Below are 26398 nucleotides of genomic sequence, written 5' to 3' on the forward strand. Positions count from 1 at the left end.
ATGGTGCAAGCAATGCGCGATGTATGTTGTTGGGATAACCGTGGTTTCGGTTAGCTTTCCAACGCAAGCCGAGCCACCAATAAGCTTTCAAAGAAGCAACCGACTACCTTTCTGGTGCGGTGTCCTCACCGCTTGCGGGACCGTGTGGCGGCATGGATGCCGCCACACGGACGGATTCACGGCGTGTCCCGCGAGCGGTGAGGGCACCGTGCCCTCGACTCACTCAGCTTCTGACTGTATCCAAACGCCTCTACGACTCAAATCCTTTGCTGCTTTTGCATCTTGTGTCTGGATGGAATGAGACAGTCGGATGGATCAAAAAACAGAGCGAATGATCTGCAGCGTGCAACACCACTGCATTCATTACTAGGCGAGTGCTCGCTACGTTGTGTCAGTCGCTCAACATCTGTGCCGCAGGCAGACCGCGATTGCACAGACGGGCGCCGATCTCCCAGCCTCGGCAGACATCGGTGTTGCAGAACAAACGCGTTGCCGAATTGCAGAAATGCAGGTTGCCGAATTACAAAAAGCAGATGGATTGGATTCGACGTCTTGCGTTGTTTGCATCAGATAGCCGTATACCAGCGCGCCCTCGCGCAAGCGTCCGTCGCCCATCGCCCAGTTGCAACGACAGAAAGACGGTGCCGCTCGCAGCGCTTTGCCAGCACTGCGAGCGACGACAACCTGCGCTTACGCCTTGCTCAATTGCACTGCCACCGGGTCGCCGGTGAGATACCCCACTGCAGCGCCAAAGCGGTTCTTGTAATTGGCGCGCACCAGCGGGTCCAGGGTGGCCTTGACGGTGTCGTGCAGCGGGGTTTCCCAATCGCCGGGGTGCTGGAAGTTGCTCATCACGTAGGTCCAGCCGTGGATCTGGTCGACCGCATGCAGGCCGGTGGATTCGGCGCCTGCCGGCACCGACAGCACGCGTGTCAGTGCGCCGCTGTCCACGTTGTAGGCCCACAGGAAGTTGTTGACGTGCAGGCTGCTGTCTTCGCCGATGAACAAGGTGCGCAGCGCTTCGGAGAACTTGAGATTGTCCGGGTTGGCCAGCCGTTCCGGGTCGGCGAGATTGCCCAGTGCATCGGCGCTGGCCAGGTCATGGCCGGTGAGCGCGGCCGGGGCGGCCATATCGATTGGCACCCAGTCGCTGTGGATCGTCGCACCGTGGCTGTCGCGCTGCCCGCCACGTAGATTCAATGCGTACACCGCGCCGGATTCCGGGCCTTGCACTTTCACGTCGCCCGAGCCGTTGAGCATGCTGGTGACGATGTAGGACATCGCCATGTAGGCGACCTTGTCCTTTGCATTGACGGTAGTGCCTTCGAGTTTGGTAAAGCCCAGGCTGCCGCCGGCCAATGCCGCGTAGCGGTGGGTTTCCAGATACGTGGCGGCCTTTTCCATGCCGGGCTTGATGCGGATCCAGTTGAAGGTGCCGTTGAACGGGATCTTGGTGAAGCTGGCATCGCCCGGGTCGCTCAGATGCACGTCGAGAATGTCGTCGGCGGTAAGGCGGTCGGCCATCGCCTGGATCTCGGCGCTGGTGGCGTGGCCCAACTTGATCCAGCTCAGCGTGGCCGCACCCGGGCCGATGCCCGAGGTCTGGTGCCACTTGCCGACATACAAGGTGCCAGCCGACAGGTCAGCCTTGCGGTCGGCGATGAACATGAAAAGCCCGCCATTGGTGGCGTCGTCGCCCATCAGCACGGTGCGTTGGTCTGGCATCACCTGCACCAGTTCGTGCGAGATGCGGCCCAGGCAGTAGTGCTTGCGCACGCTCCCGGTGCCATCCGGGTGCACGGTGATCTCCGGCAGGTGGCCGTAGTGATACGGGTTGGCCTTGGTCGGGTCGCCGTAGAGATGCGTGCTGTAGCTGCGGAACTGGGTATTGCTGGCCAGCGCGGTGGCGTCGGGTTCGTACTCTTCGCTGGATAAGTGGGTATTCCACGGCGACAGGCTGGCGCCGCAGGTGGTCCATAGCCCGTGCACCGGCGCAGTGTCGACGTTGTGGTACTTCACCAGCGATAGCTTGCCGGTGGTCGGGTCCTGGTCCAGCGTCAGCACCGCGATCGGCGCCGGAAGGTGACGGTTGGTGTCGTTGCCGGCCTGGTCGCGGGTGGTGTATTCGAACTGCACCACCGCAAACACGTGATTGCCCTTGACTCCGGTCACCTTGGCATTGGGCAGGGTCAGCAGCGACGAGCCGTCCGGGCAGTCGGAAAAGAACGGGCGCTCGGCGCCGGGCTTGGAGCGGTCGATGATGGGGCGATGCTGGATGTCGTAATAGCCGCCGGCCAGCACGGTGCCGCCCTTGCCGTCGGGCACTTGATCGCCGGTGATGAAGAACGGGTGGTAGGCCAATGCGTAGCGCTGGGTACTGCCGTCGCTGCGGGCCACGGTCAGTGCCGAGCCCACCGTGGTGGTGGCCATCGCGGCCGGGTTGGTCAGGCTGGGCGCAGGCATGCCATGGAAGGTGGCCGAGACCAGACGGGTGGGGTTTTCCGATGGCCGCAACCCACGCGCGGCCATGGCGGCACCGCTAAGTTGCTGGAGCGCGGCGGCGCTGGCGCTGCCGAGCGGCAACAGGGGAACGGCCGCCAGCAGTTGCATGAGGCGGCGACGGGAGGGGTCGGGGGAGGCAGACATCGGAACTCCAGGCAAAGACAACGATCAACGATGGCCGGTGGCGCATCGGCAAGCGGGTCACGCTAGGCCCGGGATATGACAGTTGTTTGACGGCGAGCTCACCCGTTGGCGTCGGTTCGGATGCCGCGCGTAAAGCGGACGCGACCAGTTCGCTGCGAGGCGCAGCGCCTGCGCAGTGCGGTCCGAGTCCGGTGGTGCGATGCAGCAAAGTACGAGATGGGCCAAGGCCAAACGGCGCGCCGGATTTGGCGATTTTCCGTGGTTTGACAGGTGCTGTCGGTATTCCAAGGCTATAGCCCCGGCCAATAAGTTGGCCGTCATTCGGCATACGGGCGAGCGTGGTTGACAGGGTAGGGGAATCACGCAAGCGTACGCCGCCTAATGGCCTGCGGCGCAACGCATCGCCGTGGGAGAACCACCCTGGAGACCCGGATCTTGGACATGCTGCTTCGCCGTACCGCCGCGCCCGTCGCGCGCCGCGCCCTCTCTCTGGCTACCGCTGCGGCGGTGCTCATGCTGGCCGCCTGCCAAGGCAAGGATGCCACTGCCGAGGCCAGCAAGACCGCGCCGGCCGCAGCGCCTGCCGAAGCGTCTACCACCATCCATCCGGACCAGTGGCCGTCGCCGAAGTGGCCGTTTGCGCAGGATGCGGCGCTGGAGCAGCGCGTCACCGACGTGATGGCCAAGATGAGCGTGGAAGAGAAGGTCGCCCAGACCATCCAGGGCGACATCGCCAGCCTGACCCCGGACGATGTGCGCAAGTACCGCCTCGGCTCGGTGCTGGCCGGCGGCAACTCCGATCCCGGCGGCAAGTACAACGCCAGCCCGGCCGAGTGGCTGAAGTTGGCCGACGCCTTTTATGAGGCGTCGATGGACACCTCCAAGGGCGGCAACGCGATTCCGATCATCTTCGGGATCGATGCGGTGCACGGCCAGAGCAACATCGTCGGCGCCACGCTGTTCCCGCACAACATCGGCTTAGGGGCCACGCGCAACCCGGAGCTGATCAAGAAGATCGGCGAAGTCACCGCTGCCGAAACCCGCGTCACCGGCATGGAGTGGACCTTCGCGCCCACCGTCGCGGTACCGCAGGACGACCGCTGGGGCCGCAGTTACGAAGGCTATTCCGAGTCGCCGGATGTGGTGGCCAGCTTCGCCGGCAAGATGGTCGAAGGCGTGCAGGGCATTCCGGGCACTCCGCAGTTTCTGGATGGCAGCCACGTGATTTCGTCGGTGAAGCACTTCGTCGGCGACGGCGGCACCACCGACGGCAAGGATCAGGGCGACACCAAGGTGTCCGAAGCCACCATGCGCGACATCCACGCCGCCGGTTACCCGCCGGCGATTGCGGCCGGCGCGCAGACGGTGATGGCCTCGTTCAACAGCTTCAACGGCGAAAAGATGCACGGCAACAAAGTCATGCTGACCGACGTGCTGAAGGGCCGCATGAACTTCGGTGGCTTCGTGGTTGGCGACTGGAACGGCCAGGGCCAGGTCAAGGGCTGCACCAACGACAACTGCCCGGCCTCATTCATTGCCGGTGTCGACATGGCGATGGCTGCCGACAGCTGGAAGGGCATCTATGAAACCGAACTGGCGGCTGTGAAGTCCGGCCAGATTTCGGCCGAGCGCCTGGACGATGCGGTGCGCCGCATCCTGCGCGTCAAGCTGCGCCTGGGCCTGTTCGAAGCCGGCAAGCCGTCCAAGCGTCCGCTCGGCGGCAAGTACGAATTGCTGGGCGCGCCGGAACATCGCGCCATCGCCCGTCAGGCGGTGCGCGAGTCGCTGGTGCTGCTGAAGAACCAGGCCGGCATCCTGCCCCTGGATCCAAAAAAGCGTGTGCTGGTGGTCGGCGATGGCGCCAACGACATGGGCAAGCAGTCCGGTGGTTGGACGCTGAACTGGCAGGGCACCGGCACCAAGCGCAGCGACTACCCCAACGGCAACACCATCTGGGAAGGTCTGGACAAGCAGATCAAGGCCGCCGGCGGCACCGCCGAGCTGGCTGTGGATGGCGCCTACAAGACCAAGCCGGATGTGGCGGTGGTGGTGTTCGGCGAAAACCCGTACGCCGAATTCCAGGGCGACATCGCCACGTTGCTGTACAAGCCGGGCGACGACAGCGAGCTGGCCTTGCTGAAGAAGCTCAAGGCCGACGGCATTCCGGTGGTGGCGGTGTTCCTGAGCGGCCGTCCGCTGTGGATGAACCAGTACATCAACGTGGCCGATGCGTTCGTCGCTGCATGGCTGCCGGGTTCGGAAGGCGAAGGCCTGGCTGACGTGCTGCTGCGCAAGGCCGATGGCACGGTGCAGAACGACTTCAAGGGCAAGCTGAGCTTCTCCTGGCCCAAGACCGCAGTGCAGTTCGCCAACAACGTGGGCCAGAAGGATTACGACCCGCAGTTCAAGTTCGGTTTCGGCCTGACCTACGCCGACAAGGGCGACCTGGCCGCACTGCCGGAAGACTCCGGCGTGTCCGGCGAGCAGTCGGTGGGCGGGGTGTACTTCGTCCGCGGCAAGCCGGCGCTTGGCATTGCGATGCAGCTGTCCAACGCGGGCCAGGCCAACATGCCGGCGACCACCCTGCCGGTGGGCCTGTCCGATGGCAGCCTGAAGATGAGCGCAGTCGACCACAAGGCGCAGGAAGATGCGCGGCGTCTGGTGTGGTCCGGTGCCAAGACCGCCAGCGTGCTGCTGGTGTCCGGCAAGCCGGTGGATGTCTCGCGTGAGAGCAACGGCGATGTGCAGCTGCAGCTGACCATGCGCCGCGACAGCGCAGTGACCGCGCCGGTGTGGCTGGGCGTGGGCTGTGGCGACAAGTGCGGCGGTCGCGTCGATGCGCAGAAGACCCTGGCCGCACTGCCGCAAGGCCAGTGGAAGGTGGTCGGAATCCCGCTCAAGTGCTTTGCCAAGGCAGGTGCCGACGTCACCAAACTGACCCAGGTCGCCAGCATCGAAAGCGGTGCGGCACTGGATCTGGCGGTGTCGAAGATCGCGCTGGGCGCGCTCAACGAAGCCGACGTCGCGGTGGACTGCGCGGTCAAGTAATCCCCATGCCCGGAGGCACGCTTCCGGGCACGGTGCAGGTCAAGCGAAACAGGTGCGTCGCCGTTTCCGGCGACGTCTCAAAGCGGCCACCGATCGCGGTGGTGCCATCAGCCGCCGCGGGGGCGGTGTTGTCGATCGGCCGGGATGGCCTGCAGACGCGGTTCGCCGCGCTGCCATTGCGCACCTGGTGCGCTGCGGCGGCATTCTGCAGCCCTGCCTGATCGTCGGCGCATACCCCAGAGCCAGACAGGAGAGTGCAGTGGGTTTGGCGACGTTGGATATCGTGATTGTGCTGGTCTACCTGACCGGCATCTTCGTGCTCGCGCAGTGGGTGTCGCGCGAGAAGGCAGGCCACAGCAAGAGCGCCGAGGATTACTTCCTGGCCAGCAAGTCATTGCCGTGGTGGGCGATCGGCGCTTCGCTGATTGCCGCAAATATTTCTGCCGAACAGATCATCGGCATGGCCGGCTCCGGCTATGCGATCGGCTTGGCGATTGCGTCCTACGAATGGATGGCGGCGTTGACGCTGCTGATCGTCGGCAAGTTCTTCCTGCCGATCTTCCTGCGCAACGGCATCTACACCATGCCGCAGTTCCTGGAGCAGCGTTACGGCAAGTGGATACGCACGCTGATGGCGGTGTTCTGGCTGCTGCTGTACGTGTTCGTCAATCTCACCTCGATCCTGTGGCTGGGGTCGATCGCCGTCAGCCAGGTCACCGGCATGGACCAGACCCTGGCGCTGACGCTGATCGGCGTGTTTGCGCTGGTCTACCAGCTGTATGGCGGGCTGAAGGCGGTGGCGCTGACCGATATCGTGCAGGTCACCCTGCTGGTGCTGGGCGGGCTGCTGGTGGCCGGGCTGACGCTGGCGCGGATCGGCGATGGCGCCGGCGTGCTGGCTGGCTTCAAGCAGTTGTGGGCCGCGCACCCCGAGCACTTCCACATGATCCTGACCAAGGACAACCCGTTCTACAAGGATCTGCCGGGCCTGAGCGTGCTGCTCGGCGGGCTGTGGGTGATGAACATCAGCTACTGGGGCTTCAACCAGTACATCATCCAGCGCGCGCTGGCCGCCAAGAACATCGGCGAAGCGCAGAAGGGCATGGTGTTTGCGGCGTTTTTGAAGCTGCTAATGCCGTTGGTGATCGTGGTGCCGGGCATTGCCGCGGTGGTGCTGGCGCCGGATCTGGCCAAGCCCGATCAGGCCTATCCGACCATGATGCAGTTGCTGCCGACCGGCATCCTGGGTCTGGTGTTTGCGGCGTTGGTCGCGGCGATCGTGGCGTCGCTGGCATCGAAGATCAATTCGGTGGCAACCATCTTCACCCTGGATTTCTACGCCAAGTTCCGCCCGCAGACCGAGCAGAAGCAGCTGGTACGCGTGGGCCGGATCGTGGCCGCAGTGTCGGTGCTGATCGGCATCCTCACCGCGCGTCCATTGCTGGGCAACTTCGATCAGGGCTTTCAGTTCATCCAGGAATTCACCGGCTTCTTTACGCCCGGCGTGGTGGTGATCTTCATGCTCGGCCTGTTCTGGAAGCGCGCCAACGAAGCAGGTGCGTTGACCGCAGCGATCGGCTCGGTGGTGCTGTCGTTCGCGCTGAAATTCGCCTGGCCGGAACTGCCGTTCATGGACCGTATCGGCGTGGTGTTCCTGGCCGCACTGGTGCTGGCGGTGGTGGTGTCGCTGATGACCGCACCCACCCAGGCACGTGACCTGATTCGTACCGACGATGTGGCCTACGGCACCACGCTGGGCTTCAAGATCGGCGCAGCCGGCGTGATCGCGATCCTGATCGTGCTGTACACGGTGTTCTGGTAAGTCAGGGAGTTGTATGGAGTTGCCGACGCATCGTCTGTCGGCTGCTCCAGGGCTGAAAAACAACGCGGCGCGACACTTCGGTGTCGCGCCGCGTTGCGTTACAGCGTTCGTCGCTGGCGTAGCAACCAGTGACAGTCACGTTGCTTGCATGGCGAGCGGCTGCGTAGCGGCAGCGCGCGATGGTGCAGGCATCGGGTGCGCGTGCTTACACCCGCGCCGCAGCCAGGCTTGCTGCAAGCAACGTGGCCGGCGCGTTGAATTGCGCGTGCCACGGCGTCTGTAGCCAGGTTTCCAGTGCGGCGGCCGGCATCGGCTTGGCGATCCAGTAACCCTGGCCTTCGTCGCAGCCCCAGGCGCGCAACTGCGCATACGCCTCGGCCGACTCGATGCCTTCGGCCACCACGCGCTGGCCCAGGCTGTGGCCGAGCTGGATCATCGCCGGCACCAAGGTGCGGTCGGTGCGGTTGTCCGGCAGCGAGCGGATGAAGGATTGATCGATCTTCAGCGAGCTGGCCGGCAGCTGCTTGAGGTAGCTGAAATTGCTGTAGCCGGTGCCGAAATCGTCGATGGCGATGTGCACGCCCAACGCGGCCACATCGGCCAGCTGTTCGGCCAGATGATCGGGGTGGCGGATCATCGCGCTTTCGGTGAATTCGATTTCCAGCCGGCGCGGGTCGAGCTTGTGACGTTCCAGCCCGCGTCGCAGCATGCCGGCAAAGCCGGGACGGTCCAGATCGGCCGCCGACACATTCAAGGCCAGGTTGAAGTCCAGGCCCTGCTGCTGCCAGCGCGCGGCCTGGGCGATGCCGCTATCGATGACCCAGGCAGTGATGCGGTTGATCAGCGCGGTCTTTTCGGCCATCGGTATGAAGTCCGATGGCATCACCGGGCCGATCATCGGGTGCTGCCAGCGCAGCAGCGCTTCCACCGCCACACAGCGGTGATCGTTCAAGTCCACGCGCGGCTGGTAATGCAGACGCAGCTGGCTGGCGCTGTCCAGCGCGGCGGGCAGGGCGGCGAGCAGACGAAAGGTGTTGCGCTGTGCCACATCGTGCTTGCGCTCGTACATGCTCCACGCCAAGCAGCGTTCGCGCGACACGTCCACCGCAGTGGTCAGCGAGCGGATGGTGTCGGCCGCGCCGTAGCTGGTCTGCAGCGACACCGCGCCGATCGAGGCTACCGCGGTATGCGGGATGCCCTGGTGATCCAGCGGCTCGGCAAACGCCTTGGACACCTTGTTGCACAGGCTGGACAGGCGTTGGCTTTCGGCCTGGGTGAGGAAGCCGAAGGTGGTCGGGTCCAGCCGGTACAGCACCGTGGTGGCAGGCAGGTAGGCGGCCAGGCGACGCTGTGCCAGCGCGACATACCCGTCGGCGTAGTCCCAGCCCAACGCCTTGACCATGTCGCGGAAATAGTCGCTGCCGCAGATGTCCACCGCCACCGCAGTGGTGGTCGATGCGGTATCGCGCTGCAACAGCCAGGCATCCAGATCTTCGCCAAAGCGCGAACGATTCGGCAGCCCGGTCGACCCGTCGCGATAGGTGGTGCTGCGTAGGTTTTCCACCCGCAGCACGGCCAGATCGCGCAAGTCCTGCAGATGCGTCAAGGCGTCCGCATCCAGACCCTCGCGCGGGCTGGTGCCGATCACGCACAGGGTGCCGATGCGGTGACCGTCGCGCAGCCGCAACGGCGCGCCTGCGTAGAAGCGGATGAAGGGCGGGCCCAGCACCAGCGGGTTGTCGCAGAAACGCGGATCCAGCTGCGCATCCGGTACCACCATCACCTCGTCCGAGCGGATCGCATGCGCGCAGAACGCCTGGTCGCGCGGAGTTTCCGGTGCGTCCAGACCGACACGCGCCTTGAACCACTGGCGATGTTCGTCCACCAGCGACACCAGCGCGATCTCCGCGCCCAGGCTGCGCGCTGCCATCGCGGCAATGGTTTCGAACATCGGGTCCGGCGGCGAATCCAGCAGGCACAGGCCGCGTAGAACGGCCAGACGGGTGGCTTCGTCGGACATGGAGGTCGCTTCAGTATCGGAGGTGGGCACGGATTGCATGTGGCTCTATCGGCCTCGGCCGTATCCACTTGACGTGACCGTGCCGGCTTATTCAGCTGCCAGCAGCGCAACGGCATGCTGCAGCGCGGCGGATGGAGCGCGCGCGCTGTTGTTACTGCTCACGCGGCAGATCCGGTTTTCGCGCTGCAGCACGCGAGTGCGCGCTGCCGCGTGTCACCAGTGCGTTGCGCTGTCAGGCTGGGCGCGTCGTCATGCCGACACCGCAAGTCGCTTGAACACACGGAAGTTAACGTTACCAGCGGGCTGGTGCCTGGTCTGCGCGCTCGGTCTGCATCCCGCAATTTTTTCGGATCTGTGAACCAGCCGCAGATCGCGCCCGCCGGCCACCGGCACGGTTGGGCGCACGTGGGCCGGACATGCGAGTGCGTGTCGACGCGCCCGCGCTACCCACTCCTGGAGCCGATCATGAAGATCTTCAATCGTCTGGCGCAGCGCCTGGTGCTGCTGGTCGCCGGTCTTGCGCTGGCCTCGGCCGCGCACGCCGGCCTGTCCGTGTCCGGTACACAGTTGCGAGAGACCAACGGCAACACGCTGGTCCTGCGTGGCATCAACCTGCCGCATGCCTGGTTTGCCGATCGCACCGATGCTGCGCTGGCGCAAATTGCCGCCACCGGTGCCAACAGCGTGCGAGTGGTGCTCAGCAGCGGCCACCGCTGGAACCGCACGCCGGAGGCGGAGGTGGCGCGCATCATCGCGCGCTGCAAGGCATTGGGCCTGATCGCCGTCCTGGAAGTGCACGACACCACCGGCTACGGCGAAGACGGCGCGGCAGGCACCCTGGCCGATGCCGCCAACTACTGGACCAGCGTGCGTGGCGCGCTGGTGGGGCAGGAGAACTACGTCATCCTCAATATCGGCAACGAACCGTTCGGCAACCGCCTCAGTGCCAGCGAATGGGTCACCGGCCATGCGCGTGCGATCGCCACGCTGCGCAATGCCGGCCTCACCCACGCGTTGATGGTGGATGCCCCCAACTGGGGCCAGGACTGGCAGTTCTACATGCGCGACAACGCTGCGGCGTTGCTGGCGCTCGACAGCCGCCGCAACCTGGTCTTCAGCGTGCACATGTACGAAGTGTTCGCTAACGATGCGACCGTGGACAGCTATCTGCGTGCGTTTCGCAGCAATGGACTGGCCTTGGTGGTCGGCGAATTCGGCGCCGACCATCGCGGCGCGCAGGTCGATGAAGCGTCGATCATGCGCCGTGCGCGCGAGTACAACGTCGGCTACATGGGCTGGTCGTGGTCGGGCAACGACAGCAGCACGCAATCGCTGGATATCGTGCTGGGCTGGGACCCGACGCGGCTCAGTAGCTGGGGTCGCACGCTCATTCAAGGCCCCGACGGCATCCGTGCAACGTCGCGCAGGGCCAGCGTGTTCGGTGCCAGGCAGCGCTGACTCAATGGTCGCGGCGACTGGTTACGTTTTGCCCGGGCGGCATCAGCGCCCGGTCAGCGCAACGGTCCAGGGCTGGGCCGCTTGGTCAGCTTGCGCTGCAGTGAGCGCCGATGCATGCCCAGCAAGCGTGCGGCAGCGGAGACGTTGCCGCCGGTTTCGTGCAGCGCCTGCTGGATGTGTTCCCACTGCAGGCGGCTGAGCGGGGTCATCATTTCCTGCGCGGTTTCTTCTTCGTTCGGCTCGGGCAGGTCGTCGTCTTCTTCGCCCAGCGCCCGCATGATGGTGGGAATATTGGCCGGCTTGGGCAGGTAGTCGTCGGCACCGAGTTTGATCGCTTCCACTGCGGTGGCAATGCTGGCGTAGCCGGTCACCAGCAGGATGCGCATGTCGGCGCGAATTTCGCGCAGCGGCTGGATCAGGCTCAGGCCGGAATCGTGGCCGAGCTTGAGATCGACCAGCGCGAAATCCGGCAACGCGCTGCGCGCGATCGATAGCGCGCTTGCCGCATCGGTGGCGGTCAGGGTTTCCACGCCGCGTCGAGCCAGGCTGCGTTGCAAGGTGCGCAGGTACAAGGTGTCGTCGTCGATCAATAGACCGGTGCGGATCGGAGTGCTTGTCATGCCAAAGCCTCGTGTTCGGAAAGCGGCAGGCGGAAACCGACGCGGGCGCCGCTGCCTTCGGCGGGCAGCATCCACAACTCGCCCTGCAAGCGCTCGACGGTGGCGTGCGACAGCGCCAGACCGACGCCCATGCCATCGTGCTTGCCGCTGTTGAACAAGGTACCCGGCAACATGGCTTGCGCGGTGTCGAAGCCGGGCCCGTAATCGCGGACTTCGCCACTGAGATGGTCATGTTCCACCCGCAAGGTCAGATCGATCTGCGGGCGTCCGGCGCGTTCGCCGGCATCGGCGGCGTTGTTGAGCAGCACCATCAGCAGATGGCTGACGCCGGGCTGCAGCATCAGCCGCATCGGTGCGTCGTCGTTGCGACGCAGTTCGATTGTAGGGCGCACCAGCCGCCACTGCTCCAGCACATCCTTGACTGCCACTTCGCGGCTCAAATGGCCGTTGTCGGCCGGCGCGGCCAGCGCCAATACGCGTTCGTGGCATTGCACCAACAGCTCGCGCAAGGTGTCCAGATCTTCGCGCAGTTCGTTCTGATCGCACTGGTCGGCAATGTCGTCGACCAGCAGGGTCATCGTGGCCAGCGGCGTGTTGAGTTCGTGCGCCACCGACGCCGCATGCGTGGCCAGCGCGACGATGCCCTCATTACGGGCGAAGCGCTCGCGCAGGGTGGAGATTTCCCGCTCGCGTTCGCGCATCGACAACGCCAGCCGGGTGGCGAAGGCCAGCACCACCACCGTAGACAGCAGGAAGTTGGCCGCCATGCCCCACATGTGCAGGCTGAGCGGGTCGAAGCTGCCGTACGGCAACGGCAGGCCGAACGCGGCGCTGATCACATAGCCGGCCACGCACGACGCCGCCACGGCCATCGCCCAGCTCAGCGGCAGGGCCAGCGCGGCCAGCGCGATCAGCACCAGGAACAATGAGCCGAACGGGTTGGCGATGCCGCCGCTCCAGCCCACCATCCAGGTCAGCACCGTCACATCGACCAGGATGTGGCCGAACTCGGTGGCCGGGCTCACCGCGCCGCGATGCGCCACGCGCAGCTGCGCATACAGGTTGAACACCGCCAGCGCGGCGACGCCGGCCCACAGCGGTTGTTGCGGCAGGTGCAAGCCCATCAGGCCGGAGGCGACCAGGATGGTGGCGGCCTGGCCGGCGGTGGCGAGCCAGCGCAGGCTACACAGGGTCCGCAGGAAGGAAGCGTCGGAGCTGTTCATCTGGGCAATGCTATGCGCTCAGGGACGTGATGGCCTGCGACAAACCGTCGCATCGGCCGGGATGGCGGCCCGCACGACGCTTCAGCTGTGAGCGGACGACGGACAGGCTAAAATAGCGCCATGTATGACGCCGTGACCCGCCCAACCCCTCCCGCCGACGCCACCGCCTGGCCGCGCCGCATCACTCAGGCCGTCAAGATCGGCAGTGTGATCGTGGGCGGCGGCCACCCGGTGGTCGTCCAGTCGATGACCAACACCGATACCGCCGACATCGCCGGTAGCGTCAAACAGGTGTCCGAACTGTGGCGCGCCGGCTCGGAGATGGTACGTCTGACCGTCAACAACGCCGAGTCCGCCGCCGCCATCCCGCGCATCGTCGACAAGCTGCGCATGATGGGGATCGAAGTGCCGCTGATCGGCGACTTCCATTACAACGGCCACCAGCTGCTCGCTGCCGAGCCGGCCTGTGCCGAAGCGTTGGCCAAGTACCGCATCAATCCTGGCAACGTCGGGTTCGGCAAGAAGAAGGATCTGCAATTCGCGCAGCTGATCGAATTCGCAATCAAATACGACAAGCCAGTGCGCATCGGCGCCAACTGGGGCTCGCTGGACCAGTCGCTGGCCGCGCAGCTGATGGACGAAAATTCCAAGCGCGACACGCCATGGGACGCCAGCCGCGTATTGCGTGAGGCGCTGATCCGGTCTGCGGTGGATTCGGCCGAGCGTGCGGTGGAGCTGGGTTTGTCGCGCGAGCGCATTATCTTGTCGGCCAAGGTATCCGGCGTGCAGGAGCTGATTGCGGTGTATCGCGACATGGCGACGCGCTGCGATTTCGCGTTGCACCTGGGCCTGACCGAAGCCGGCATCGGCAGCAAGGGCATCGTGGCCTCGGCCGCGGCGTTGAGCGTGCTGCTGCAGGAAGGCATCGGCGACACCATCCGCATTTCGTTGACGCCGGAACCGGGCCAGTCGCGCACCCAGGAAGTGGTGGTCGCACAGGAGCTGCTGCAGACCACCGGCCAACGCGCCTTCACTCCGATGGTCACTGCGTGCCCGGGCTGCGGCCGTACCACCTCCGAGTTCTTCCAGGAGTTGGCCGGCGTGGTGCAGAACCATGTGCGCGCCAAGATGCCGGAGTGGAAGATTTCCAACCCCGGCGCCGAGAACATGACCCTGGCGGTGATGGGCTGCGTGGTCAACGGCCCGGGCGAATCGCGCCACGCCAATATCGGCATCTCGTTGCCGGGCACGGGCGAAGCGCCGTCGGCGCCGGTGTTCATCGATGGCGAAAAAAGCGTCACCTTGCGTGGCGAAAACATCGCGTATGAATTCATCGATCTGATCGATCAGTACGTCGAACGCACGTATGTCCGCCGCGCCGGCTGAATCGCCGGCCGGTTTCAGCGTCTGGCTGCGCAACAATGCATGGCGCATGGCGCTGTTGTTTGCCGGCGTACTGCTGCCGCTGGGTCTGTTCGTGGACCTGGCCGATGAAGTGCATGAGCTGGAAAACTTCTATTTCGACGAACCCTTGCTGTGGAGCATGCGTAGCATCGCAACGCCCGGGCTTGATGCGTTTTTCGGCGTGATTTCCAAGGTGGGCTACCAGTACGGCGTGATCCCGATCGATATCGCGATCGTGGTGGTGTTGTTGGCGCTGCGGCGCTGGCGCGAGGGCACCTTTGCGGCGCTGGGATTTGCTGGTTCGGCGTTGTTGAACATGGGCGCCAAGCAGTTCTTCCAACGCGATCGGCCCAGTTTGTGGGAGTCGATCGCGCCGGAAAGCACGTTCAGCTTTCCCAGTGGCCACGCGATGGGCTCGATGACGCTCGCCGCCGTGGTCATCGCGCTGGCATGGCGCACGCGCTGGCGTTGGCCGGTGACCATCGCCGCCAGTCTGTTCGCCGCGTTGGTGGGCATTTCGCGCATCTATCTAGGCGTGCATTATCCCTCCGACATCCTCGGCGGCTGGTCGGCGGCGTTGGTATGGGTGGTGGGGCTGTATCTGGTGATGTTCCGCGGCGCACGGCGGCCGCATTGGCGTCGCCCGGTCGTGTCGGGCTAAGCCAGGGTAACCGGGCGACTGCGCAATGGGCAGGCATGCGCGGCTGATGTTCGGTGCGGCATGTGCACGTTGTATTCGGTTGCTCCGCGCTGGACGCCCCGGTCAACGATTGCTCGTTCTGTCAGATGCCGCTCTACGCAGACGGATGGCCGGCACGTTCCCGTCGCGATAGCTGCAATCCAACCGTCGTGCCGATCACTGCCAGTAACACCATGTAATAGCCCGGTCCCATGGGATGTTGCTTGGCCAGCATCACCACCAGCAGCGGTGTCAGCCCACCAAATACGGCATAGCCCAGGTTGTAGGCGAACGACACGCCGGACAGGCGCACTTCCGGCGGGAACGCCCCGACCATGATGCGCGGGATCACCCCAAGCACGCCCAGTGCGGCGCCCAGCAGCGCATACAACGGAAACACCAGCTGTGGATCGCCGGCCAGGCGGTAGAACAACCATGCCGAAACGCCCAGCAGGACGCTGCCGATGAGCAGTACGCGCCCATTGCCGTAACGGTCGGCCAACGCACCGGCCACCACCGACCCCGCAGCCTGCAGCACGATCGCCAGACTATTTGCCTGCAGCGCCACTGCCGCCGGGTAGTGGTAACTGCTCTGCAACAGGCCAGGTGTCATCAACGACACCACCAGTACGCCGCCGGCCACCATCCAGGTCAATGCCAACGACAGCAGCACGCCAGGCCGATGATCGCGCAGCACCAGCTTGAGCGGGGTTTCGCGCGCCAGCGCACGCATGGCGACCAGTTCTGCGAACACCGGCGTCTCGTGCAGCCAGCGCCGCAAGTAGACCGATACCAGCCCGAATACGCCGCCCGCCAGGAACGGCAGCCGCCAGGCATAGTCGGCGATCTCGGCAGGGCTGAAGTGGCGGTTGAGGGCGCCGGCGCCCAGTGAGCCGAGCAATACGCCACCGGCCAGGCCGGCGGTCAGGGTGCCGCAGGCGAGTCCGGTGCGGTGCGCGGGGACATGCTCGGCGACGAACACCCAGGCGCTGGGCACCTCACCGCCGATTGCGGCACCCTGCAACAGGCGCGCGCCCAGCAGCAGCAGCGGCGCAGCGATGCCGATCTGCGCGTAGGTCGGCAACAGGCCGATGCACAGCGTTGGCAACGCCATCAGCAGCAGGCTCAGGCCGAGCATGCGTTTGCGACCGAGCAGGTCGCCGAAATGGGCCATCACCATGCCGCCGAGCGGACGCACCAGATAACCGGCGGCAAAGATGCCGAAGGTCTGCAGCTGGCGCATCCACTCCGGGATGCCGGGAGGGAAGAACAATTCGCCCAGCACCGCGGCAAAAAAGATGAAGATGATGAAGTCGTACAGTTCCAGCGCGCCGCCCAGCGCAGACAAGGCCAGCGTCTTGTAGTCGCCGCGTTTCAGGTGCGGCTTCGGTGCAATGCCTGTGGATGGCTGGGTCTTCAAGGCGTGACATCCTGTAGCGGGTGATGGCGCGCATGCGCGTGGGCAGCAGTACAAGTGCAGGCGGCAATGCTAGCGCGCCAAGAGAGTCCAGCTTGCATGCTTGTGTTGGATGGCACGTATGCGGGTTTCGGTAAACGCGTGGTGCCTGCGCCCGTGGTAACGCATCAAGCGCGCAGGCTTGCCAACGCCGCTGCTTCGGCATGCAGCACGGTGGTATCGAACAGCGGCCGCGCTGCATCGTCGGCATCCACCAGCAATGAAATCTCGGTGCAGCCAAGCACGATCGCTTGCGCGCCTTGCCGGTCGAGTTCGGCCATGACCTGACGAAAATACGTGCGCGACCCGGCATCGATCACGCCCTGGCACAGCTCCTCGTAAATCACCCGATGCAGTTCCGCGCGTGCATCGGCAGGCGGTATCGACACCGTCAGCCCACGTGCTTCCAGACGCTGACGATAGAACGGCTGCTCCATGGTGAAGCGCGTGCCGAGCAGGCCGACCTGGGTGATGCCTGCCGCGAGCAAGGCATCGGCGGTGGCATCGGCGATGTGCAGCAACGGCAGTGGCGTTGCTGCGGTGATCGCATCGGCAACGCAGTGCATGGTGTTGGTGCACAGCACGATGAAGTCCGCGCCGCCAGCGTGCAGCGCACGCGCGGCGGCCGCCATCTCGCGTCCTGCGCCTTCCCAGTCGCCGGCGTGCTGCAGGCGTTCGATGTCGTGGAAGTCGACGCTGTACAGCAACAATCGGGCCGAATGCAGCCCGCCACGTTCGCGGCGAATGGCCTGGTTGATATGTCGGTAGTAGGGCAGGGTGGACTCCCAGCTCATGCCGCCGATCATCCCGATGGTTTTCACGTGCAGTGTCCTGGCGCAACCGTGTTCGCCTGCATGGTCGCATACGACCTCAGTCGCGTGACAGCAGTGCCAGATGGCCGCCGGTAATTGCTCGTGCGCCGTGACGCCACTGCCTTGGGTGTGGTGCGCATGATGACGCGTGAGACCAAGCGCACTGCGCGCGTACTGCCCATCGCTGTCGCGTCACTCGCCCGGTTTTGCGCCCTCCACCGGGGCATGCGTGGCAGCACGACGTGCCAGCACCGCTTCGCGATGGGCGATGTAGACGTTGGCACCGATGATGATGGCCGCGCCAATCAAGGTGTGACGCTCGATGGCCTCGCCAAACAACCACCAGCCCAGCAAGGCCACCAGCGGTAGCTGCATGAAGCTGATCGGCTGCAGCGCGGACACTTCGCCCATCTTCAGCGCACGCGTCCAGAACAACTGCCCGACAGTGCCGAAGATGCCGGTCGCCACCAGCCACAACCAGTCGATGCCGTGCGGCAACGTCCACTGGAATAGCGCCGGAATCAGCGACATCGGCACCCAGAACACATAGGTGTAGAACACCACCGTATCCGAGTCGTCGCTTCGCGACAGTTGCTTGATCTGGATCGCGACGATGGCGCTGATCACTGCAGCCAGCAATGCAATCAACAGCCCCGGACTGAAGGTGGATGAGCCCGGGCGCAAAATCACCAGCACACCGATAAACCCGGCCGCCACCGCCAGCCAGCGCCGCATGCGCACCTGCTCTTGCAGCCACACCACCGCCAGCACGGTGACGAACAATGGCGTGGAATAGGACAGCGAAATCGCCTGCGACAGCGGCAGATGCCCGATGGCCCAGAACCCGCACAGCATCGAGGCCAGGCCAATCAACGTGCGTGCCAGATACTGCGGCAGTTGGCGTGTACGCGGCAGCGTCTTGCCGGGGCCGATGAGCAACGGCAGCAATGCCAGCAACCCGAATGCATTGCGGAAGAATGCAATCTCGGTAGTGGCGATATTCTTCGATGCCAGTCGGATGGTGATGGCCATCAGGCCGAACGCGAGTGTGCTGATCAGCATCCAGACGGCGGCGCGCACGGGCGCCGATGCAGCAGTCACCAATGCGCCCCGATGATGCGTGGCTCCGGTTCCAGGATCACCGAGTAACGCTCGCGCACCGATTCGGCGATGCGCCGCGCAAAGTCGAGCAACTGCGCGCCGCTGGCAGTGCCGTAGTTGACCAGCACCAACGCGTGGTCGGGGGACACGCCGGCATCGCCTTCGCGCTGGCCCTTCCAGCCGCATTGCTCGATCAACCACGCGGCCGATAACTTGCCCTGGCCTGGCTGCTCGCCGGGATACACCGGCATGTCGGCGAAGGTGGCCTGCAACGCGGCGATCTGTTCGCTGGGCAACAATGGATTCTTGAAAAAACTGCCTGCATTGCCCAGCACATCGGGGTCCGGCAGCTTGCGTCGACGGATGTTGATCACCGCCTGCGCCACGTCGGCCGCGCCCGCCAGTTCGGCGCCCATGCTGGCCAATTCTTCGCGAATGCCGGCGTAATCAAGGCGTAGTTCATGCAGCAACGGCAGATTGAATTCCACCGCCACAATCAGATAACGCTCGGGCTGCTGCTTGAACACGCTGTCGCGGTAGGCGAATGCACACTCGGCCGCGGTCATCCGCACAAACTGCTGGCTAAGCCGATCGAACGCTTCCACCACGTGGATGAAGTCGCCCACCTGCGCGCCGTAGGCACCGATGTTCTGGATCGGGCTGGCGCCGACAGTGCCGGGGATCAATGCCAGATTTTCCAGGCCCGACAAGCCTTGCTGCAACGAATACAGCACCAACGCATGCCAGTTCACACCGGCCCCGGCGCGCACGATGGCGTGGTCGGCGTGGTGCGCGATGATGGCGATCTCGCGATTTTCGAAACACAGCACGTAACCTTGCGGGTCGCCGGCCAACAGCACATTGCTGCCGCTGCCAAGCACCAGCAATGGAAGCTCGGCAACCTCAGGCGCGGCCAGCGCCTGCGGCAATGCCTCGGGCGTGTGGATGCTCAGCAACCAGCGCGCCGTTGCCTCGACATGAAACGTGTTGAGCGCACGCAGCGGCGCATGCGCGCTCAAGCTCCAGCCGGTCTGCACTGCATCGCTCATAGCGGCGAAACCGCGCCACCGCTGGGCGCTTCGCGACGACGACGGATGGCGTCGACGCACTCGCCGATCAACGGCGGACCGCGATACACCAGGCCGCTATAGCACTGCACCAGGCTCGCACCGGCCGCCATTTTGGCTAATGCATCGGCGCCAGAATTGATGCCGCCCACGCCGATCAACGGAATCGACTCGGGCAGGCGTGCGCGCAAGCGTCGTAGCACCAGGGTGGATTGCCCCAGCAACGGCGCGCCGGACAAGCCGCCGGCCTCACCAGCCAGCGGATGATTGGCTATCAAGGTGCGCGTCACCGTGGTGTTGGTAGCGATCACGCCATCCACCGCCAGATCGGCCAACACGCGTGCGGCGGCATCGATGTCGCGGTCGTTGAGATCCGGCGCCACCTTTACCAGCATCGGCACGCGCTTGCCATGTTGCGCAGCCAATGCTTCCTGGGTTTCGCGCAGATCGGAAATCAGCCGACGCAGCGCCTGTTCTTCTTGCAGCTCGCGCAAGCCGGCGGTATTGGGCGAGGAAATGTTGACGGTGATGTAGTCGGCCAGCGGATACACGCGCTCCATGCAATAGCGGTAGTCGCTGGTCGCGTCTTCGTTGGGCGTGTCCTTGTTCTTGCCGATGTTGATGCCGAGCAGCCCGCCGCGTCGGCGCGCACGTTGCACATTGGCGACCAGCGCATCCACGCCCAGATTGTTGAAGCCCATGCGGTTGATCACCGCCTGATATTCCGGCAACCGGAACATGCGCGGCTTCGGGTTTCCCTCCTGCGCGCGCGGAGTCACCGTGCCGATCTCGATGAAGCCGAAGCCCAACGCCAGCAGCGCATCGATGTGTTCGCCGTTCTTGTCCAGGCCGGCGCCAAGGCCGACCGGGTTGGGAAACATCAGCCCGAATGCCGGCGTCGGCAGCGGGACCGGTTGCTTGGCCAGCAGCGACGTGGTGCCGGTGCGGTAGGCGATGTCGATGGAGCGCAGCGCCAGCGCATGCGCGCGCTCGGCATCGAGGGTGAACAGCAGGGGGCGGGCAAGCGAATACATGGGGTCAGTTCAATTTTCCTGCGAACACGCGGGTCTGGTATTGGAAGTCGATCTGCCCGTCCTGTGCATGCGCGTCGAACAGCGTGCGCAGCGCGGCGAGCATCGGCGCATGGCGTGGGTCGTGTGCGAGCGGCGCGTATGAAGACGACAACAGGCGGCCGCGCAGTGCGTCGAAATCCAGTCGCTGCACATTGGGAAAGCGCGCCATCGCACGGAACCCATCGCCGAACCAGGCCTGCATGGTCGCATCGTCCTGGTAGCGCTCTGCCACTGCCGAGTAGTCGGTGCCGTAGTCCAGCAATAGTTGCTCGTAGCCGCGCAAGAAGGCGGTGGTGTCCAGCTCGCGCGAGTTCCAGTAGATCACCGCCAGCCCGTCGGGCCGCAGCACGCGCGCCCATTCGGCACGGATGGCCTGGGTGTCGAACCAGTGGAAGGCCTGCGCGGCAGACACCAGACCCATGCTGGCATCGGCCAGCCCGGTGGCTTCGGCCGTGCCATCGATGGCCTGAAACTTGGGGAAACCCGCCAGCCATTGCTGCGCGGCCTCACGCATGGCCGGATTCGGCTCCACTGCCGTGACCGCATAGCCGGCTTCCAGAAACAACCGGCTGGAAATGCCGGTGCCGGCGCCGATATCGGCCACCGCGGTCGCTGGGGTGATGCCAAGTTCGTCATGCAGCCAGCGCAGCAACTGCGGCGGATAACTGGGCCGGTAGCGCACATAGGCCGCCACGCGGTCGTTGAAACGCTGGGCCGAGGAGGGCGCGGCCATGCTCAACTGTTTGCGGCCGCAAGCCAGGCCATGCCGCCAAAGAACAGGACAAAGATTGCAATGCCGATCAGCCACATGGCCGCTGCCAGCCAGCCGAGGATCAGCCCGCCGATCGCCAAGCCGTCGCCTTCCAGCCCCTGCGGGTTGCGGCGGATTTCTGCGCGCGCCAGGTGGCCGGTGATGATGGCGCACACGCTGCCGAGGAACGGGATCAGCGTCCAGCCGAGAATGCCTGCGACCAGGCTGACGATCGCCATGGCACTGGTCTGTCGAACGACAACGTTCATCATGAACTCCTAGAGATTGGCGGCAGCAGAGGGCTGGCGTGGGCCGATTATCCCAGAGCGGCCGCCCGAATGGCGTGCCGTCTGCGGCGGAAACGCGATCGCCGGGCCATCAGTGGCCGGGAAGAGGGGCCTGAACTGTCTGATTGCGTGGGGCAGGGAGGCGTTACCGAATGGGCTCCGGTCCCGGCCGAGACGTCATCGGCCCTTGGCGAACCGCTGCGGGGTGGCGCGTACCGCTCTCTTTATCGCGATTGCAGGCCGCCCGTAGCAGAGGGTGGCCATGTGACAGCTGCAGCGCGCCGGCCATGGCCGGGCGCGCTGCGATGCCATCGATTACAGATCGAACTTGATGCCCTGTGCCAGCGGCAGCGAGTCGGAGTAATTGATGGTGTTGGTCTGGCGACGCATGTAGACCTTCCACGCATCCGAGCCGGACTCGCGACCGCCGCCGGTTTCCTTCTCGCCACCGAACGCGCCGCCGATCTCCGCACCGGAGGTGCCGATGTTGACGTTGGCAATGCCGCAATCGCTGCCCGCAGCAGACAGAAACTTCTCGGCCGCTTTCAGGTCCTGGGTAAAGATCGACGACGACAGGCCCTGCGGCACGCCGTTCTGCAGATCGATCGCTTCATCCAGCGTGCTGTACTTCATCACGTACAGGATGGGGGCGAAGGTCTCGTGCTGCACCACCGCGTCGCTGTTCTGCAGCCCGGTGACAATCGCCGGCAGCACGAAGTTGCCCGGGCGATCGATCGCGGTGCCGCCCACTTCCACCGTGCCGCCGGCGGCCTTGGCCTTGGCGATCGAAGCCAGGAACTGCTCCACCGCGCCGCGGCTGTTGAGCGGGCCCATCAGGTTTGCCGGGTCGGTGGGGTCGCCGATCTTGCTGTCGAGCTGCTTGTACGCCTTGACCAGCGTCGCCAGCACGTTGTCGTAGATGGACGCATGCACGATCAAGCGGCGCGTGGTGGTGCAGCGCTGCCCGGCGGTGCCGACCGCGCCGAATACGATGCCGGGGATCGCCAGCTTCAGGTCGGCGGTGTCGTCCAGGATGATGGCGTTGTTGCCGCCCAGCTCCAGCAGGCAACGGCCCAGGCGGTGCGCAACCTTCTCGGCCACCACACGACCGATCTGGGTCGAGCCGGTGAAGCTGATCAGCGGGATGCGGGTGTCTTCGACCAGCTTTTCCGACAACGCCGTGCCGGCATCGTTGATCAGGAAGAAGATGTCCGGGAAACCGGCGTCTTTCAATGCCGCATTGCAGATCTTCATCGTGGCGATCGCGGTCAGCGGCGTTTTGTTGGACGGCTTCCAGATACAGATATCGCCGCAAATCGCCGCCAAAAACGCATTCCACGCCCACACCGCCACCGGGAAGTTGAACGCGCTGATGATGCCCACCAGCCCCAGCGGCTGGTACTGCTCGTACATGCGGTGACCGGGACGCTCCGAATGCATGGTGTAGCCGTAGAGCATGCGGCTCTGGCCCACGGCAAAGTCGGCGATGTCGATCATCTCCTGCACTTCGCCATCGCCTTCGGGCTTGCTCTTGCCCATTTCCAAGGCCACCAGCGAACCGAGTGCATCCTTGTGCTTGCGCAGCGCCTCGCCACACAACCGCACTGCCTCACCGCGACGCGGCGCCGGGGTGGTGCGCCACACCTTGAAGGCCGCCTGCGCGCGCGCCACGATCAGCTCGTAGTCGTCCGGCGTGGTCGCCTGCACATCGGCGATGACCACGTTGGTGGTCGGATTGAGCGGCTGCAGCACGCCGGCGCCGGTGGCCTGCGACCAGGTCGCCTCGCCGAGGTAAGTGCCGGAATTGGACGCAGCGAGGTCGAGCGCCTTGAGCAGGTCAGCGGACATGGAATCTCCTGGAAACAGTGGCGGTCGCGCGGTAGCCAAGGCCGGCAGCGACACGGGTAGCCGCCGATTTTAGCAGGCTCCACCCACCCCCGGCCGGCTTGGCAAGCTGGCTGAACATGCGACAATGCCGCCCTTGGCCCCGTAGCTCAGCTGGATAGAGCGTCCCCCTCCTAAGGAAGAGGGGAAATTGAAGGACCACCTTTATCTGGTCTAACCTCCTGTTTCATAAGGCGTACGGCTGACCTTGCAGTGGGCGCTATGCAGGTCTAGACAACGTAAAGCAGCTTCTAAAAGCGCTTGTTCGTCACAGCATTGCCACGGCTTCCAAGGTCTCTTTAGCTACGCTATAAGACAATTGTAATGAGTCTAGGGATGGCCCATCTCGCATGTCTGCAAGCGCGCTTCAAACGCTTCGAGAGTTGTATCCGCAGCGCTATGCACTTCGGCCCGAAGAGGTCGCACATGTGCTTCGCGGTCAAAGCACAAGTCTGGTTGGCAAGTGACTCTGGCGCGGGTGTATCGACAAGTGATTTGGCGTTGTGCGTTCGACGTCCCCCCGCCCTGAGTAGCGGTCTGGTTTAGAGTCCGGGGTTGATTGACCCACCCCCGATTACCTTGCCATTCGAAAGTAGAGAATTCGACCTTCTACGGCGCCTGGGAATTCGCTTGGGACCCGCAATTTCGGGCGAATTCCTCAGGGGTTTTCCATGCCAGTGCACTGTGGGGTCGCTCCTCGTTATAGAAGCGCCGCCACGCTTCGATTTTGCTCCGCGCGTCGGCCAGTGACAAGAACCAGTGCTCATTCAGGCACTCCTGCCGCAGGCGCCCGTTGAAGCTTTCCACCAGCGCGTTGTCGGTCGGTGTCCCTCTGCGGGAGAAGTCCAGCTCCACGCCGTTTTCATACGCCTAGCGGTCCATCACCTTGCCGGCAAACTCGCTGCCGTTATCCACCTTGATCGCCTCCGGCTTGCCGCGTTGAGCGGCCAACCGTGTCACTGCCTCGGCCACATCGTCGGCCCGCAAGGACTGGTCTACGACGATGGCCAGGCACTCATGCGTGAAGTGATCCAGTACCGGCAACAACCGGAAGCGACGGCCATCGAACAGCGCATCACTGACGAAGTCCATGCCCCACAGGGGATTGGGCGCAGTGGCCACTTTGATCGGTTGCCGTCGGCGTGCACTGCGACTGCGACGAGGCCGACAATGCCTTAAAGACAGGCCTTCCTCCTTGTAAATGCGATGGATGCGCTTGTGGTTGTCCCGCCAGCCTTCCCGGCGCAGCATCACGAAAACCCGCTCGCACCCGTAATGAACACGGCTCAAGGCGATCTCCCGCATTCGCATGCGCACCACGCTGCAGTCCCGCGCCTTGGCCTTGTAGGAGTAGCTGGACTGGGACATCGACATCATTTGCAACGCGCGGCGCAGGCTGACCCCAAAACGCTCACGCAGCTGGCCTACCCAGGAACGTCGCTGGGCAGGCCTCAGAGCTTTTTTGTGACCACCTCCTGCAGCATCGCCTTGGCCAGGCTCAGGTCGGCCACCAGTTGCTTGAGCTTGCGATTCTCCTCTTCCAGCAGCCGCAGGCGCTTGAGCTCGGACGGGCCCAGCCCACCCTATTTCTTGCGCCACACGTAGAACGTGGCCTCGGCTATGCCCATCTTCCGGCAGATCTCCCCGACCGCCATCCCCAGCTCGGCCTGCTTGAGCGCGTAGGCCATCTGCTCTTCAGTAAATCGTGACTTCTTCATCGCTTGAATCCTCGTTGCTACGGGGGCCCATGCTGCCGAAGTCTCTACTTTACTGTGGCTTAGTTTTCAGTGGGTGGGTCAACGCCAAATTCAATGGAAAAGCGTCCATCTCGCAGTGCTCGCTTGTGAGTGGTGCTGGCCGATGAATTGGATGTTTTGAAGAACTTCGAAATTTCGTAGGGCTTCTCGTTGGCTTCCGCGACGCTATAATCCTGATGTGGTTGAGTTCTGTGCCTTAAACAGCAATACGCTCAACACTTCTGGCTTTCCGGGCGCCACCGTGGAAACTAGTAATTTAAGATGACTACCCACCATCTGTTGCTGCGCCCAAAGGGCCGCTATGCTTCATAGGCAAGCTTAAAATGTCTTGCAAACTAGCCCTCGCCGATGTGCCAGTCGTGAAGAGCCAATATATCGCTCTGGATATCAATGTTTTTTGCGCGTAATGCAATGGTGATCGCAGGAATTACGTGCCATGTGATCATTTCGCTGGGCAGATCGATCGCTGCGCGCCAATGAGAACCCATAGCTAAATCCCGCATAGAGGAAAAATCCAAGTGATTTAGCATTGCAGAAATCTCTTCGGAATTTAGATAAATTCCTGAAAATACCTCAGGTTCCTCGGTTCGCCACACATCTATCTTCTTCCCAGAATGGTGATCGTTAGGGTCAAGGCTTGCAAGTTTTATGAATTTTCCGATTGCCAAATTCCAATCTTGAGTCGTGCTTAAAAAGTAACGCCATGCGTCTTGAGCAAGAGGAGAGGTGAGAAACGTAAGCCTTTCTTCAAGCTCTTTGGCTAGCTTTATCCGCGACTGTTCGTATCGGGCAAGGAGAAGTTGGTCATTGGCCGCTATGCTAACCACCGTTTTTTCCAAGTTTACCTTGAATTGAACAGCCTCTTGTTCAATCGCGTGGAGCGCAATGCGCGTGGCCAAAGCCTCCTGATCACTTGGTGTGCCAGTAAATTTGTTTAGTTCGCCCAGTGTTATGGTTTCAATTGCTGATGGCGCTTGTGAAACAGGGGTTGCGCCATTAGCTCTGATGTGAATTAGAAGGTCATTTAAGTCATCCAGTCGTTTCATTAAATTTTGATGCGACTCTCTAAGGAAGGTTTTTGTGCTTGAAGCGGTTATTTGGTTTGATTCGAGCAGGGCAATCACATCATCATGCCTTTTCGTAGCAAGCCAGGATTTGAACTCTTCGATCTCTGCGTCGCGAGAAGATTTGCGCTGCGCTACGAAGTCGGAAGCAAGCGAGACGATGGTGGCTAAGCCTGACGCTGCAGTGATCGGATCCATGATAACCTCTTGTCGGTTGCAAGCTGGG

The 26398-nt window shown here is 63.7% G+C and carries 18 protein-coding genes and 1 pseudogene; 5 read left to right on the top strand and 14 right to left on the bottom strand.

The annotated features are described in order from the left end of the window. Window positions 1-690: 690 nt before the first annotated feature. Window positions 691-2646, bottom strand: a complete 1956-nt coding sequence (locus VC212_RS12960) for an alkaline phosphatase PhoX (protein WP_323526011.1) — start codon at window positions 2644-2646, stop codon at window positions 691-693. A gap of 435 nt (window positions 2647-3081) precedes the next feature. Here VC212_RS12960 and VC212_RS12965 point away from each other — a divergent pair, with 435 nt between their 5' ends. Further along, the gene (locus VC212_RS12965) at window positions 3082-5694 is read left to right on the top strand and encodes an exo 1,3/1,4-beta-D-glucan glucohydrolase (protein ID WP_323526012.1); all 2613 of its coding nucleotides are present in this window, start codon (window positions 3082-3084) and stop codon (window positions 5692-5694) included. Window positions 5695-5953: 259 nt separating this feature from the next. Beyond that, window positions 5954-7516 (top strand): sodium/sugar symporter, encoded by a 1563-nt coding sequence (locus tag VC212_RS12970; protein WP_055854870.1) that lies wholly within the window; start codon window positions 5954-5956, stop codon window positions 7514-7516. A gap of 205 nt (window positions 7517-7721) precedes the next feature. Here VC212_RS12970 and VC212_RS12975 read toward each other — a convergent pair whose 3' ends face one another. After that, window positions 7722-9575 (bottom strand): EAL domain-containing protein, encoded by a 1854-nt coding sequence (locus tag VC212_RS12975; protein ID WP_323526013.1) that lies wholly within the window; start codon window positions 9573-9575, stop codon window positions 7722-7724. A gap of 426 nt (window positions 9576-10001) precedes the next feature. Here VC212_RS12975 and VC212_RS12980 point away from each other — a divergent pair, with 426 nt between their 5' ends. Then, window positions 10002-10994 carry a glycoside hydrolase family 5 protein gene (locus tag VC212_RS12980; RefSeq protein ID WP_055854873.1) on the top strand — a complete coding sequence of 331 codons (993 nt, stop codon included), beginning with the start codon at window positions 10002-10004 and terminating at the stop codon, window positions 10992-10994. A gap of 53 nt (window positions 10995-11047) precedes the next feature. On the opposite strand, the gene VC212_RS12985 is transcribed toward VC212_RS12980, so the two are convergent. Beyond that, window positions 11048-11614, bottom strand: a complete 567-nt coding sequence (locus tag VC212_RS12985) for a response regulator transcription factor (RefSeq protein ID WP_055854817.1) — start codon at window positions 11612-11614, stop codon at window positions 11048-11050. Beyond that, a complete protein-coding gene (locus VC212_RS12990; protein ID WP_115511910.1) occupies window positions 11611-12837 on the bottom strand; it encodes an ATP-binding protein in 1227 nt (408 codons plus the stop codon). The genes VC212_RS12985 and VC212_RS12990 overlap by 4 nt, the downstream gene beginning before the upstream one ends. A 120-nt stretch (window positions 12838-12957) precedes the next feature. Between VC212_RS12990 and ispG the strand changes: the two genes are divergently transcribed. Then, a complete protein-coding gene (ispG, locus tag VC212_RS12995) occupies window positions 12958-14223 on the top strand; it encodes a flavodoxin-dependent (E)-4-hydroxy-3-methylbut-2-enyl-diphosphate synthase (RefSeq protein WP_055854823.1) in 1266 nt (421 codons plus the stop codon). Continuing rightward, window positions 14204-14902: a phosphatase PAP2 family protein gene (locus VC212_RS13000; protein WP_115511908.1), complete on the top strand. Its 699-nt coding sequence runs from the start codon at window positions 14204-14206 to the stop codon at window positions 14900-14902. The genes ispG and VC212_RS13000 overlap by 20 nt, the downstream gene beginning before the upstream one ends. Before the next feature lie 133 nt (window positions 14903-15035). On the opposite strand, the gene VC212_RS13005 is transcribed toward VC212_RS13000, so the two are convergent. The 10 genes and pseudogenes from VC212_RS13005 to VC212_RS13050 form a co-directional block, all read right to left on the bottom strand. After that, window positions 15036-16316: an MFS transporter gene (locus tag VC212_RS13005; protein WP_323526082.1), complete on the bottom strand. Its 1281-nt coding sequence runs from the start codon at window positions 16314-16316 to the stop codon at window positions 15036-15038. Window positions 16317-16504: 188 nt separating this feature from the next. Then, window positions 16505-17182 (bottom strand): aspartate/glutamate racemase family protein, encoded by a 678-nt coding sequence (locus VC212_RS13010; protein ID WP_323526083.1) that lies wholly within the window; start codon window positions 17180-17182, stop codon window positions 16505-16507. Between the two features lie 198 nt (window positions 17183-17380). Continuing rightward, entirely contained in the window at window positions 17381-18292 is a 912-nt protein-coding gene (locus VC212_RS13015; protein ID WP_323526014.1) for a DMT family transporter, read from the bottom strand. Next, on the bottom strand, window positions 18286-19338 hold the full coding sequence (gene murB / locus VC212_RS13020; RefSeq protein WP_115561889.1) for a UDP-N-acetylmuramate dehydrogenase: 1053 nt from the start codon (window positions 19336-19338) through the stop codon (window positions 18286-18288). Before murB ends, VC212_RS13015 begins: the two co-directional genes overlap by 7 nt. Further along, a complete protein-coding gene (locus VC212_RS13025) occupies window positions 19335-20390 on the bottom strand; it encodes a quinone-dependent dihydroorotate dehydrogenase (RefSeq protein ID WP_055854839.1) in 1056 nt (351 codons plus the stop codon). The genes murB and VC212_RS13025 overlap by 4 nt, the downstream gene beginning before the upstream one ends. A 4-nt stretch (window positions 20391-20394) precedes the next feature. Continuing rightward, window positions 20395-21162, bottom strand: a complete 768-nt coding sequence (locus tag VC212_RS13030) for a class I SAM-dependent methyltransferase (protein ID WP_055854842.1) — start codon at window positions 21160-21162, stop codon at window positions 20395-20397. A 2-nt stretch (window positions 21163-21164) separates the two neighbouring features. Then, a complete protein-coding gene (locus VC212_RS13035) occupies window positions 21165-21449 on the bottom strand; it encodes a DUF4190 domain-containing protein (RefSeq protein WP_055854845.1) in 285 nt (94 codons plus the stop codon). Between the two features lie 333 nt (window positions 21450-21782). Beyond that, window positions 21783-23315: an aldehyde dehydrogenase family protein gene (locus tag VC212_RS13040; protein WP_323526015.1), complete on the bottom strand. Its 1533-nt coding sequence runs from the start codon at window positions 23313-23315 to the stop codon at window positions 21783-21785. A gap of 645 nt (window positions 23316-23960) precedes the next feature. Continuing rightward, window positions 23961-25069 (bottom strand): annotated as a pseudogene (locus tag VC212_RS13045) (IS3 family transposase). A 374-nt stretch (window positions 25070-25443) separates the two neighbouring features. Beyond that, complete coding sequence (locus tag VC212_RS13050) at window positions 25444-26370, bottom strand: hypothetical protein (protein WP_323526016.1); 927 nt, start codon at window positions 26368-26370, stop codon at window positions 25444-25446. Between the last annotated feature and the right edge of the window lie 28 nt (window positions 26371-26398).

Source organism: Xanthomonas sp. WHRI 8932A, assembly GCF_035012785.1.
In the GTDB taxonomy this organism is placed as follows: Bacteria; Pseudomonadota; Gammaproteobacteria; order Xanthomonadales; family Xanthomonadaceae; genus Xanthomonas.

What these genes read in the sequence shown, in the direction of transcription:
- VC212_RS12960 (WP_323526011.1), bottom strand. Translation starts at nt 2,646, where the DNA reads ATGTCTGCCTCCCCCGACCCCTCCCGTCGCCGCCTCATGCAACTGCTG.
- VC212_RS12975 (WP_323526013.1), bottom strand. Translation starts at nt 9,575, where the DNA reads ATGCAATCCGTGCCCACCTCCGATACTGAAGCGACCTCCATGTCCGAC.
- VC212_RS12980 (WP_055854873.1), top strand. Translation starts at nt 10,002, where the DNA reads ATGAAGATCTTCAATCGTCTGGCGCAGCGCCTGGTGCTGCTGGTCGCC.
- VC212_RS12985 (WP_055854817.1), bottom strand. Translation starts at nt 11,614, where the DNA reads ATGACAAGCACTCCGATCCGCACCGGTCTATTGATCGACGACGACACC.
- VC212_RS12990 (WP_115511910.1), bottom strand. Translation starts at nt 12,837, where the DNA reads ATGAACAGCTCCGACGCTTCCTTCCTGCGGACCCTGTGTAGCCTGCGC.
- ispG (WP_055854823.1), top strand. Translation starts at nt 12,958, where the DNA reads ATGTATGACGCCGTGACCCGCCCAACCCCTCCCGCCGACGCCACCGCC.
- VC212_RS13000 (WP_115511908.1), top strand. Translation starts at nt 14,204, where the DNA reads ATGTCCGCCGCGCCGGCTGAATCGCCGGCCGGTTTCAGCGTCTGGCTG.
- VC212_RS13010 (WP_323526083.1), bottom strand. Translation starts at nt 17,182, where the DNA reads ATGATCGGCGGCATGAGCTGGGAGTCCACCCTGCCCTACTACCGACAT.
- murB (WP_115561889.1), bottom strand. Translation starts at nt 19,338, where the DNA reads ATGAGCGATGCAGTGCAGACCGGCTGGAGCTTGAGCGCGCATGCGCCG.
- VC212_RS13025 (WP_055854839.1), bottom strand. Translation starts at nt 20,390, where the DNA reads ATGTATTCGCTTGCCCGCCCCCTGCTGTTCACCCTCGATGCCGAGCGC.
- VC212_RS13030 (WP_055854842.1), bottom strand. Translation starts at nt 21,162, where the DNA reads ATGGCCGCGCCCTCCTCGGCCCAGCGTTTCAACGACCGCGTGGCGGCC.
- VC212_RS13035 (WP_055854845.1), bottom strand. Translation starts at nt 21,449, where the DNA reads ATGAACGTTGTCGTTCGACAGACCAGTGCCATGGCGATCGTCAGCCTG.
- VC212_RS13040 (WP_323526015.1), bottom strand. Translation starts at nt 23,315, where the DNA reads ATGTCCGCTGACCTGCTCAAGGCGCTCGACCTCGCTGCGTCCAATTCC.
- VC212_RS13050 (WP_323526016.1), bottom strand. Translation starts at nt 26,370, where the DNA reads ATGGATCCGATCACTGCAGCGTCAGGCTTAGCCACCATCGTCTCGCTT.